This window comes from Spirulina subsalsa FACHB-351 (genome assembly GCF_026130165.1).
GTDB lineage: Bacteria > Cyanobacteriota > Cyanobacteriia > Cyanobacteriales > Spirulinaceae > Spirulina_A > Spirulina_A subsalsa_A.
This window is the reverse complement of record NZ_JAIHOM010000151.1, coordinates 1-10,789: the sequence shown is the minus strand read 5'-3', so window position 1 is coordinate 10,789 and position 10,789 is coordinate 1. Positions and strand designations below refer to the sequence as shown.

Genomic DNA, 10,789 nt, shown 5'->3' with positions numbered 1-10,789 from the left:
GGCATTTTTTGACAATTTGAGGGAAGTTGGATAGAATCAAATTATTGATTTTTTTTAAAAAACAAGCTCCTATTTTACCGAAGTAGGAGCTTTTTGTCAATTTTTTTTCTAACATTCAACACTTCTGAAAGAAAATAATTCCATTAAATATTATGTTGAAATGACCTATAATGCCTATGAGGTATTGAAACCAGCTAGCTAGCGCGGGCAAAGTCTAGCTCTTGCCCGGAGTTGAAATGACCTATAATGCCTATGAGGTATTGAAACCAAAAAAGGAAAATTCAACTAGATTAAATGACATGTTGAAATGACCTATAATGCCTATGAGGTATTGAAACCAGACTCCCCGGGGGTGACGCTGGAGTAGGTGAGCCAGTCTAGTTGAAATGACCTATAATGCCTATGAGGTATTGAAACAAAAGCCCCCTCGGGTAGATCCCCTGCCTCCTCCGTTGAAATGACCTATAATGCCTATGAGGTATTGAAACTTTTGCTCCCCTCCTTCGGCTAATCCGTACGCGTTGAAATGACCTATAATGCCTATGAGGTATTGAAACATCGATGCTTATGATTGTCGATGATATGTCATCGGTTGAAATGACCTATAATGCCTATGAGGTATTGAAACTAAATTAACAATAAAAAACCCGGCAAATATTGTTTTGTTGAAATGACCTATAATGCCTATGAGGTATTGAAACTGCTTCGATGATTGTTGGCTTCATCCATACAGCAGGTTGAAATGACCTATAATGCCTATGAGGTATTGAAACTTTATCTACCACAGAGAAGCTTTCAGTGCATAGAGTTGAAATGACCTATAATGCCTATGAGGTATTGAAACTTGAAAAAATCAGGCTAGCCATATATCTCCTTACGTTGAAATGACCTATAATGCCTATGAGGTATTGAAACGGTTTTATTCCTGTTCCTACTCTTTTCTTAAAAGTTGAAATGACCTATAATGCCTATGAGGTATTGAAACTGGCGTGCGCCCTGCATGAGATTAAACCCCGTGCGGTTGAAATGACCTATAATGCCTATGAGGTATTGAAACGGGACAGGAATATTCAAGCGTTGTCGTTTGGCGATCGCCCCCTTCACCATGATAGAATCCCCCAGCACAACCCCTCTAATTAAGCCCTTCAGGATCAACGGGTTCAATGCCTAAAGAAACGCGATCGCCTCCTACAGTCTTCATTGCCGCTAACCATTGAATTACAACCTCATAGGGGACATCAGGTTCTGCAACCAAAAGTACAACCCCCTCGGGAACAGTCACTAAATAGTTAGGAATTTGGGCTAAAATTTGTTCTTGAGTCAACGACTCCCCATTGACGATCCCTTCCTGAGTTGCTGTCAGACGCACCAGCAGAAAATCCCTTTCCAACTCCTCAGAAGACTCCTCATTTTCCTCCCCCGGTAGTTGGACTTCCACGCCATCCGGTGCGGTAGTGAGCAACATGGAAATTAACACAAAAAAAGCTAGAACAGCCATCATCACGTTAAGCATAGGGATGAGGTCAATTCTAGGAATAGGAGAGAGATTGTCTTGTGACTTAAAGCGCATTTCGGCAATCCGGAATCAGCTAAATTGCCTCAATTGTAAGCAAATCAATAACTTTGTGCAACAATCAACAGATCAGGGAATTGCTGTAAAAATCCTTCAATCACAACGGCTCTCCCATACAACGATAAGACAAACCCTAAGAGCAATAAATATGTCTAATGTAACCTACGCTGATTTTGAAAAAATCGAAATCCACACCGGGAAAATTATCCGGGTGGAAGATTTCCCGAAAGCCCGCAAACCAGCTTACAAACTGTGGATTGATTTCGGGGAATTAGGAATTAAAAAATCCAGTGCGCAAATTACCCAACGGTATTCTAAAGAAGAATTGCGCGATCGCCTGATTGTCGCCGTCACCAACTTCCCCCCCCGACAAATCGCCGATTTCCGCTCAGAAGTCCTAGTGCTGGGAGTCGTATTAGACGATCAACAAGTAGTTCTCCTGCAACCCGATCAACCTGTTCCCCCCGGTCAAAGAATACTCTAAACTAAAGAATTACTTGATCCAATCAGCCGATGCTCAAACCCCACCACCTTCTGCTCTTCCTTAGTGTTCTCCTCACCACAGGATTAACCCCCCTCCAAGGATTCGCCCAACGGACCCTAGCCCCTGAAACCTCCTCCCCAACCCTAGCCCGAGAAACCCCCCAAACCGCCAGAGAGCGAGACGTTGCCAACTGGTTTGAAGCCAATCGCGATCGCCACACCCAAATCCGCGCCTTCATTCAACGAATGCCCAAAGGAGCCGATCTCCACTCCCACCTCTCCGGAGCCGTTTACGCCGAAAGTTATCTAGGATGGGCCGCCTCAGAAAACTACTGCGTCGATCCCAACGCCCTCATCCTAGTCGCCCCCGCCGATTGTCGCCCCGCCAACGGTCACATTCAAGCCCACCAAGTATTTCAGAACATCCCCCTCTACAACGCCCTCATTGACCGATGGTCAGTCCGCAATCTCCCCTTTGCCGGACAAACCGGACACGACCAATTCTTTGCCGCCTTTGATGGCTTTGATGCCCTCTCCAGCAACACTACAATGCGTCCCAGAATGGTTGCAGAAGTCATTAGTCGCGCCGCCGCCCAAAATATTCAATACTTAGAACTCATGCTCACCATTCAAGGACGTGCCGTCCGCGCCCTAGCCCCAGAATTACAACTCAGCCGAGGAGACGAAGAAGCCTTTGCCCTCGCCCGTCGTCAACTCCTACAAAATCCTCAATTTCAAGCCCTCATTCAACAGGGAGTTGCTGAACTCGATACCCTCCAACGAGACTTATTTCTAACCCTCGGTTGTCACCACTCCAACCGCCCCAGCCATTGTAACGTCACCGTCAACTATATCCAGCAAACCAACCGCCTCAATCGTCCCGAAGAAGTTTTTGCTCAATTCGTCTATGCCATAGAACTCATCAAAGCCCATCCTGATGTTGTTGGCTTAAACTTAGTCGCCCCCGAAGATCATCCCGTCGCTCTACGGGACTACAGCCTCCAGATGGCTATGTTAGGTTTTCTCAGTCGCCAAGAGTCAGATTTAAACATCGCCCTCCATGCCGGAGAATTAACCCTCGGTTTAGTCCCCCCCAGTGAACTGCGTTTTCACATCCGCGAAGCCGTAGAAGTCGCTCAAGCCAAGCGGATTGGGCATGGTGTGAGCATTTTCTATGAAGATGATCCTTGGGATCTTCTCGCGACAATGGCACAACGGGGCGTTCTCGTGGAAATTTGTCTCACCAGTAACGACGTGATTTTAAATGTTACCGGCCCGGCTCATCCCTTCTTAGATTATTTGAAAGCTGGAGTCCCCGTGACGCTAGCCACTGATGACGAGGGAATTGGCCGGATTGACCTTAGCCATGAATATTGGCAATCCGCCATTCACTACGGTTTAGGTTATGTAGAATTAAAACGTTTAGCGCGCAACAGTTTGGAATATAGCTTTTTACCCGGAGACAGTTTGTGGTCCAGTCCAGAATATCGTTCTTTGGCGGCTCCCTGCCAAGGCGATAATCCCGGCCGCGGGACTCTATCAACCGGATGCGCTAATTTTTTAGCCAATCATGAACGAGCGAATCAACAATGGTTATTAGAAACTCAGTTTTCTGAGTTTGAGGCCTTGCCTTGGCGGTAGGAACAGAGTCCGAGCATTTTGACATACTCCCCGGCGTGAACGCGCGGGGATTCTTGACACATCATGTCAATCAATGTTCAGGACTGTTCAGCTTACCTTAAATGTTGGCTTGAAGGCTCTCGGTTTCACCGATGAGATGAAAAGCCAACCAATATAGAAACAGCGAAGCACAATTAATACTCTGGAGAGTCTTGGCTCTCCACATATTTTTTAACTTGATCTATTGTAACCTCACCACAACTAGCCACAAAGTAAGCTCCTGTCCATAACACTCTCTTGTCTTTCCAGTAAATCTTCTCTAAATGGTCACTGTAGTTATTCCACAGAAGCCGGCTTGAAGTAGATTTCAAATTAGCAATTAACCCGCTTAGTAATTTATGCGGGGGATAAGTTAAAAGAATGTGAACATGGTCAGACTCCCCGCTAAACTCTACGATCCTGGCATCCCATTGATCAGCAATAGACTTAAAAGCCTCACTTAAAAACTCTAAATGTTCTTTCTGGAATACTTTTCTCCGATATTTAGTCACCAACACAATATGAACAGTAAGATTAAACGTAGCCCTGCGGGTCTTAGAGTAATTGGCTTCCATAACTATTGGCAGCTTGTACGGTGAAATGTTATTATGATAACATAACACAAATATTTGCTAAAGTTGGGAGGTGATTTGTTCGGTTGCGCGATCGCTCCACCCAATAGCTTTTATCAATTGTCAATTTTTGACCTGTTGAAATAGATGTAATCCCCGTCCGTTTACGGCGGGGCGGATGTCAACTACAACGGACTACTGAATTCCTGTTTGCGGATTATGATTAGCCATATGAATTACCCCACCCTACTTCGTTGAGGGTGGGGTTTCTAAAACCGCACCCTTAGTAAGTTTGGAGCTTTGACGCTTCACCTGACCTAGTTGCTTCATAGATCCCGTATGTTTACGGGTCTTAGAAGTAGTGCTAGAGTCATCCACGTCTGCGAGGTGGATTCCCAACCCCGTTTGCCGACCAACGGCAACATTATACATAACCATCACAGCCGAGTAATCCCTATCGGACTCAAACCCACAATCGCATACATGATAACGGTTTGAGAGTTCAGCCCATTCTTTGTGGACTGTGCCACATTGAGGACAACGCTGTGATGGTTTTACTTTTTTTGTATCGATTTTCAGGACAATACCACCTTTTTCTTCTATTTTGTAGGTGAGCATATTATTTAACTCACCAAAACCCACAGAGAGGATGGATTTGTTGAGTCCTGCCTTTTGCCTACGACCTTTACTGGTCTTGGCTTTACGGGTCATTCCCTTAACATTCAACTTTTCCGTCACCCCGATGTCATAACGACTAGCAATTTCTGAGGTGATTTGGTGTTGCCAATTCTTTCTTTGATTAGCACACTTACGTTGAAGTTGAGAAATCCGTTTGCGATGCAACCGCCACCGATTAGAAGGTTTTATTCTTTTCTTACCGTTGGGTGAGCGTTTCCTCCGCAATCCCTGAAACCATGCACCATACGCAAAATCAACCCTTTTCACTGTTGCCTGAAGACTTTGGGAATGCAACCCTTTATACTCCGTCCAACATTCTTTGAACTCAGGAAGACAATTTTGCTGATCCATATAACTCACGGATTTACGATTGGCTTTCCACTCATACTTTCTGTCTGATACACACGCATTGTATAGGTAACAATGAAGCCGTCTAGCATTGAGCATTTTGGCTTCCTGTTCCTTATTGGGATATAGTCGAAATGTGTATCGCCTAGTTACCATGAGAGAAATCCAAACTTTTTCTTTTCAACCGTTGGTATCATGTTAGCATGGTATTTTCTTTTTTGGCAATGACTATGACAAAATTAAACAGTCTTAAGGATATTCTCCCCCCCCAAAATATTGAAGCCGAAGAAGCAATTTTAGGCGGAGTTTTACTAGATCCTGAAGCCATTGGACGGATTCTAGAAACCCTCCAAGCCGAGGCTTTTTATATTGAAGCCCATCGGTCTATTTATCAGGGGGCTGTTGCTCTCCATAATAGCGGTAGACCTACTGATTTAATGACCGTGACCAGTTGGTTACAAGATCATGGACTGCTGGATAAAATTGGCGGGATTGCTAAACTTACCCAACTCCTAGAAAAAACCGTTTCGGCGGTCAATATTGACCGTTATGCAGCCATTGTGATGGATAAGTATGTCCGTCGTCAACTCATTGGCGTAGGTTATGAAATTGGCGAATTAGGTTATGATACAACCCAAGGATTAGAAAATGTTTTAGACCAAGCAGAACAGAAGGTTTTTCAAATTACCCAGAAACGACCTCAACAAGGATTAACGCCCCTATCTGATGCCTTAATTGAGACGTTTAGCACCCTATCTGATTTACAGGAAGCTACTGCACCCCCCGGATATACCTGTGGTTTTTATGATTTAGATGCCATGACCAGTGGTTTTCAACGATCTGATTTTATCGTGGTGGCGGGACGACCTTCTATGGGAAAAACCAGCTTTGCTTTAAATATTGCGACGAATGTGGCGAAACAGCATCAATTGCCTGTGGCTATTTTTAGCTTAGAAATGTCTAAAGAACAGTTAGCCCAACGGGTTTTAGCGGGGGAAGCGGGGATCGAAAGTAATCGATTGCGCTCGGCTACTATTTCAGGAACGGAAATGGAGGCAATTTCTCGGGCTATTGGGGAATTAGCTGACTTGCCTATTTATATTGATGATAGTGCGACGTTAAGTGTGATGCAAATGCGTTCAGAGACGCGGCGTTTACAGGCCGAAAATGGGGGAAAAATTGGCTTAGTTTTAGTGGATTATTTACAGTTAATGGAAGGGGGTGGGGATAATCGGGTGCAAGAAATTGCAAAAATTACTCGCTCTTTAAAGGGATTGGCTCGGGAAATTAATGCCCCAGTGATTGCTCTTTCCCAATTGAGTCGGAGTGTGGAATCTCGCACGAATAAACGCCCTATGATGTCGGATTTAAGGGAATCGGGATCGATTGAACAAGATGCGGATATGGTGATTATGTTGTACCGGGATTCTTACTATAATCCTGATTCTCCGGATCGGAATCTGGCGGAGGTTATTATTACGAAACACCGTAATGGTCCGACGGGAACGATTAAGCTGTTATTCCAGCCGGAGTTAACGAAGTTTGCTAATTTAGCTTAAGCTTAAGTTCTCAAGGGCGGGGGAAATGGCAGATTCTAGTCTATCCGGTTCATTACCTGTGCTGCTATATGGTCTTGTCCGGGCTGGTGAAAAAATATTTTGCTCAACCTCTGGACATTTTTGAGGGAGGATGTATAATGGTGAATGCGCGCAAAAAAAGAGCGCGGCTTTTTCGGGGGTATAGCTCAGTTGGTAGAGCGCCTGCTTTGCAAGCAGGATGTCAGCGGTTCGAGTCCGCTTACCTCCATAGGACTTAAACTCGCACTGTATATAGGTTTTTAAGGATTTACTCAATATAAGCTAGGAGTAACTCTACTTAAAATCTACCTAAAGTTGTGGAAAGGTAGACTGGGCAAGGGCTAGAAGTTATTACAGTAGGTTTGAAATATTATCGGAAGGAGAAAATATGGTAGAGGTGGCCGTTGAGGGATGGCAACAGGGCAGCTTGTTGCGGCTGGAAATTGAGGATATGGGCGATCGCGGCGAAGGTGTCGGACGCTGGCAGGATCGGGTGGTGTTCGTGCCGGATACGGTTCCGGGGGATCAGGTTTTGGTGCGTCTTATTCAAGTCAAACGCCAATTTGCTCACGGCAAATTGCAAGAAATCTTAACCCCTTCTCCCCACCGGATTCGTCCCCGGTGTATTGTGGCCGATAAATGTGGGGGCTGTCAGTGGCAACATATTGAGGACTCCTATCAACAAACTCTGAAACTCAATATCGTCCGTCAAGCCCTCTTACGGATTGGGGGTTTTAGTGATCCCCCTCTGGTTCCCTTTCTACCCACTTCTGCTATGTTGGGCTACCGCAACAAGGCCACCTATCCCCTCGCTCGTTCTAGTCAAGGCCAAGTTCAAGCGGGCTATTATCGTAAAGGATCCCATGTCTTGATCAATTTGAACCAATGTCCAGTACAGGATGAGCGGTTAAATCCCTTGCTGGCGGAGATTAAACAAGATATTCAAGCCCAAGGTTGGTCAATTTATAACGAAGAACGCCATCAAGGGCGTTTACGTCATCTTGCTTTGCGGATTGGTCGCCGAACTGGAGAGATGCTAATTACACTAATAACCACTAACTTTGAACTAAAACACATTGGGGATCAATCCATAGCATGGATGCAAAGATATCCCAATTTGGTGGGAGTTTGTGTTAATAGCAATCCGGAGCAGACGAATAGGATTTTAGGCTCGGAAACCCGGTGTATTGCCGGAAAACCCTACTTGCGAGAGGAATTCGCGGGTTTAGTCTTTCAACTGGGGGCGGATCCCTTCTTTCAAATCAATACCGAAGCGGCAGAAGCTTTGTATGAACAGATTTTGGGGGAGTTAAACCTCGGGGGATCGGAGGTGTTGGTCGATGCCTATTGTGGTATTGGCACCTTTACCCTCCCCTTTGCCCGCCATGTTAAACAAGCTATTGGCATTGAGTTACAGCCTAGTGCTATTGCCCAAGCTCAAACTAATGCGGCGTTAAATCAGATCGAAAATGTCCAGTTTTACACGGGGGCGGTGGAGGAGGTGATCCCCCACCTGGACGTGATCCCAGACGTTGTAATCTTGGATCCCCCCCGCAAAGGATGCGATCGCCGGGTTCTAGACTCCCTCCTGACCTATCGCCCGTCCCGCTTGGTTTACATCAGTTGTAAACCCGCTACCCTTGCCCGGGATCTAAAAATCCTCTGTGAGGGCGGCTATCACCTCACGAAAGTTCAACCCGCCGACTTTTTCCCCCAAACAGCCCACGTTGAATCCGTTGCCTTTTTGACCCGAGATTAGGCGGTTTTCGTCCATTTTAGCCCCCTCGGTTGAATCTTAATGCTTATTTAAGATTTTTTGTCAAGATGGGAAACCGACAATTTTGGCTTTAAAGTTTGCTATAATAAGTGTTAGATAAGGTTTGCTTACCGTGGGCAAACACAAGATTTTAAAAACTGTTCGTTTTTGGTTACGGGCTTCGGGGTCAATTGCTCGATTGGCGACGAGGGGCGGGTTTTGACTATTTCCTCACACTAACCATCGGCTGGGGTCAAGCACGGGGCTTTTTGACTCCCCTACTACCCGATCACCTAGATTCTGCCGTGAGTATCGCTCAATCAAGAGCAATGAATTAGGAGCAATGAATTAGGAGCAATTTTCAATGGATTAGCGTTTAACTATCTCCTGTTTTCCATGGGCTAATGACCGTCTTCTGACTTCTACGTTCTGTCCAAATCATCTAGACCCAAATCATCTAGACCCAAATCATCTAGACCCATTTTGCAACTCGCTCATTTTGAAACAAGCTAGAGGTAAGTTTTGTGATTGCAATCTCTTTACCGGCGAAGAAACAGAACTGGGAAACCATGAGCTTCGCATCTACGCTTTACTTGTGTCCTATCCTAGACCTCCTGTTAGCCAAAATTCCCCCAGAGTGGCAAGCTGAAATCCGTTTAGGACTGCAAGAAGCGCTAGTAAATGCGGCGAAACATGGCAACAAGTTAGACCCCAGTAAGACCGTTTCTGTACAGTTTTCCGTGACCGAAAACCTCTATTCTTGGGTAATTTCTGACCAAGGTTCTGGTTTTAGTCCGACCTGCACCTGTCCGAATCATGAGCATTGGCCTGAACCGGAAGACCTCTTACCCCCAGAAGACTTTGATCATGGTCGAGGTTTGTGCATTCTATACCAAATTTTCGATCACGTCCATTGGAATCGTGGCGGGACTCAACTCCGACTCTCAAAGGAAGTAAAACCCCACGATACAGCCTTGGTTTCTTAAACTGCTATTAAGTTTTCCTTAAATTGTTCTCGGGGAAATTGTTCTCGGGGGTGCTGACTCCCTACAGAATTTTTAACGTTTGCCGTGAGTGGGACAGGGGGGAGCCGAGATTGAGCGGTCTAACCATCCTGTCGCTTGTTGGAGTCGTGCGATCGCCTCTTGGGGTTGATCCTTGAGCAGAAACACTAAAGCGGCGGCAATTTGTTGGCTCGCTTGGGCTTTGCGATTAGCTTTGAGACGATGCCAGTCTTGGGGTGCGATCGCCAACCGTTCCGCCAAAACCTGCGCCAACTCCAACGTACTGACCTCTTGCAACGCTTCAGACTGAGTAGAAGGAGGAACTAAAGACATAAAACACCTCAAAATCGGTTTAATATGGGTTTACCAAAAACGCCCCTCTACGGGTTAGATTTCCAGTGTAGTGCAAGATGCCCCCAACCGACGAACCCCTTTGGGAAGAAGAATTTAATACTGCCCTAGCTCAAGTTGAACAGAGTCTCCAAGACCTCAAACAACGCCGCCAACAAGTCCAACAAGACAGCCAGACCTTAAAAGACCTGCAACAGAAACAACAGACCTTAAAAGGGCAAAAACTCCCCAAACACCACCCCCTCAAAGCCGAACTAGAGCAAATCGAGGAACAAATTCACCTCCTCGAAGTCCAGCTAGAAAGTCGTCTTTTCCGTTGGCAGTCTTTACAAGAACCCTTCTGGCAAGTTGTCCGCTTTGGGGGCTTAGGGATTGTGTTAGGCTGGTTGCTGAAGTCTTGTACTAGCTAGGACAGGAGCGACTATTATGGGACGAAAAGCCAAACTGAAAAAAACCCGTAGCATCACCCCACCCCCTCCCCCCCCCAGCCCCACTCAATTTGTCAAGCAACTGAATCAACAAGGGTATCAGTTTAATCAGATTCAACACTCCCCAGAATTACCTGATTCTAAACCAGAACCCGAAGTCTGAAAGCAATTAACCCTCCCCACTCTTGCCTAATGTAGGGCTTGCTGAATAACTTGGGGAACAGGGAATAGGGAATAGGGAATTGACATGAGAAACCGGGTTTTTGCTAGGGTGTATCGAGAAAACTAGACAATTAATGCAACCCGGTTTCTGGCTAAAGTTAGTCAAAGTTAGTCAATGACATTACACCCGACTCCCCT

At 45.7% G+C, this 10,789-nt stretch carries 11 protein-coding genes, 1 tRNA gene and 1 CRISPR repeat array; of the genes, 8 read left to right on the top strand and 4 right to left on the bottom strand.

Going from position 1 to position 10,789, the window contains the following annotated elements:
• Positions 1-154 precede the first annotated feature (154 nt).
• Positions 155-1,057: a CRISPR direct-repeat array (repeat unit 37 nt; unit sequence GTTGAAATGACCTATAATGCCTATGAGGTATTGAAAC).
• A 75-nt stretch (positions 1,058-1,132) separates the two neighbouring features.
• Positions 1,133-1,501 (bottom strand): ExbD/TolR family protein, encoded by a 369-nt coding sequence (locus K4A83_RS20275; protein WP_407810243.1) that lies wholly within the window; start codon positions 1,499-1,501, stop codon positions 1,133-1,135.
• Positions 1,502-1,721: 220 nt separating this feature from the next.
• Between K4A83_RS20275 and K4A83_RS20270 the strand changes: the two genes are divergently transcribed.
• Both K4A83_RS20270 and K4A83_RS20265 read left to right on the top strand, forming a co-directional pair.
• Complete coding sequence (locus K4A83_RS20270) at positions 1,722-2,057, top strand: tRNA-binding protein (protein WP_265266514.1); 336 nt, start codon at positions 1,722-1,724, stop codon at positions 2,055-2,057.
• Between the two features lie 29 nt (positions 2,058-2,086).
• Positions 2,087-3,697 carry an adenosine deaminase family protein gene (locus tag K4A83_RS20265; RefSeq protein WP_265266513.1) on the top strand — a complete coding sequence of 537 codons (1,611 nt, stop codon included), beginning with the start codon at positions 2,087-2,089 and terminating at the stop codon, positions 3,695-3,697.
• A 173-nt stretch (positions 3,698-3,870) separates the two neighbouring features.
• Here the strand turns inward: K4A83_RS20265 and tnpA are convergent, their stop codons facing one another.
• Both tnpA and K4A83_RS20255 read right to left on the bottom strand, forming a co-directional pair.
• Positions 3,871-4,290 carry an IS200/IS605 family transposase gene (gene tnpA, locus K4A83_RS20260; RefSeq protein WP_265266512.1) on the bottom strand — a complete coding sequence of 140 codons (420 nt, stop codon included), beginning with the start codon at positions 4,288-4,290 and terminating at the stop codon, positions 3,871-3,873.
• A gap of 243 nt (positions 4,291-4,533) precedes the next feature.
• Complete coding sequence (locus K4A83_RS20255; protein WP_407810240.1) at positions 4,534-5,469, bottom strand: RNA-guided endonuclease InsQ/TnpB family protein; 936 nt, start codon at positions 5,467-5,469, stop codon at positions 4,534-4,536.
• 68 nt (positions 5,470-5,537) lie between these two features.
• Between K4A83_RS20255 and dnaB the strand changes: the two genes are divergently transcribed.
• The 4 genes from dnaB (at position 5,538) to K4A83_RS20235 (ending at position 9,632) form a co-directional block, all read left to right on the top strand.
• The gene (gene dnaB / locus K4A83_RS20250; protein ID WP_407810238.1) at positions 5,538-6,872 is read left to right on the top strand and encodes a replicative DNA helicase; all 1,335 of its coding nucleotides are present in this window, start codon (positions 5,538-5,540) and stop codon (positions 6,870-6,872) included.
• 174 nt (positions 6,873-7,046) lie between these two features.
• Positions 7,047-7,119 (top strand) — tRNA-Ala (locus K4A83_RS20245).
• A gap of 159 nt (positions 7,120-7,278) precedes the next feature.
• Positions 7,279-8,649: a 23S rRNA (uracil(1939)-C(5))-methyltransferase RlmD gene (rlmD, locus tag K4A83_RS20240; RefSeq protein ID WP_265266508.1), complete on the top strand. Its 1,371-nt coding sequence runs from the start codon at positions 7,279-7,281 to the stop codon at positions 8,647-8,649.
• Between the two features lie 521 nt (positions 8,650-9,170).
• Positions 9,171-9,632 (top strand): ATP-binding protein, encoded by a 462-nt coding sequence (locus tag K4A83_RS20235; RefSeq protein ID WP_407810235.1) that lies wholly within the window; start codon positions 9,171-9,173, stop codon positions 9,630-9,632.
• Between the two features lie 72 nt (positions 9,633-9,704).
• On the opposite strand, the gene K4A83_RS20230 is transcribed toward K4A83_RS20235, so the two are convergent.
• Positions 9,705-9,983 carry a DUF6439 family protein gene (locus K4A83_RS20230; protein WP_265266506.1) on the bottom strand — a complete coding sequence of 93 codons (279 nt, stop codon included), beginning with the start codon at positions 9,981-9,983 and terminating at the stop codon, positions 9,705-9,707.
• Between the two features lie 77 nt (positions 9,984-10,060).
• On the opposite strand from K4A83_RS20230, the gene K4A83_RS20225 reads away from it, so the two are divergent.
• Together K4A83_RS20225 and K4A83_RS20220 are read left to right on the top strand one after the other, a co-directional pair.
• A complete protein-coding gene (locus K4A83_RS20225) occupies positions 10,061-10,411 on the top strand; it encodes a hypothetical protein (RefSeq protein WP_265266505.1) in 351 nt (116 codons plus the stop codon).
• Positions 10,412-10,427: 16 nt separating this feature from the next.
• Entirely contained in the window at positions 10,428-10,592 is a 165-nt protein-coding gene (locus tag K4A83_RS20220) for a hypothetical protein (RefSeq protein WP_265266504.1), read from the top strand.
• The last annotated feature ends 197 nt before the right edge of the window (positions 10,593-10,789 follow it).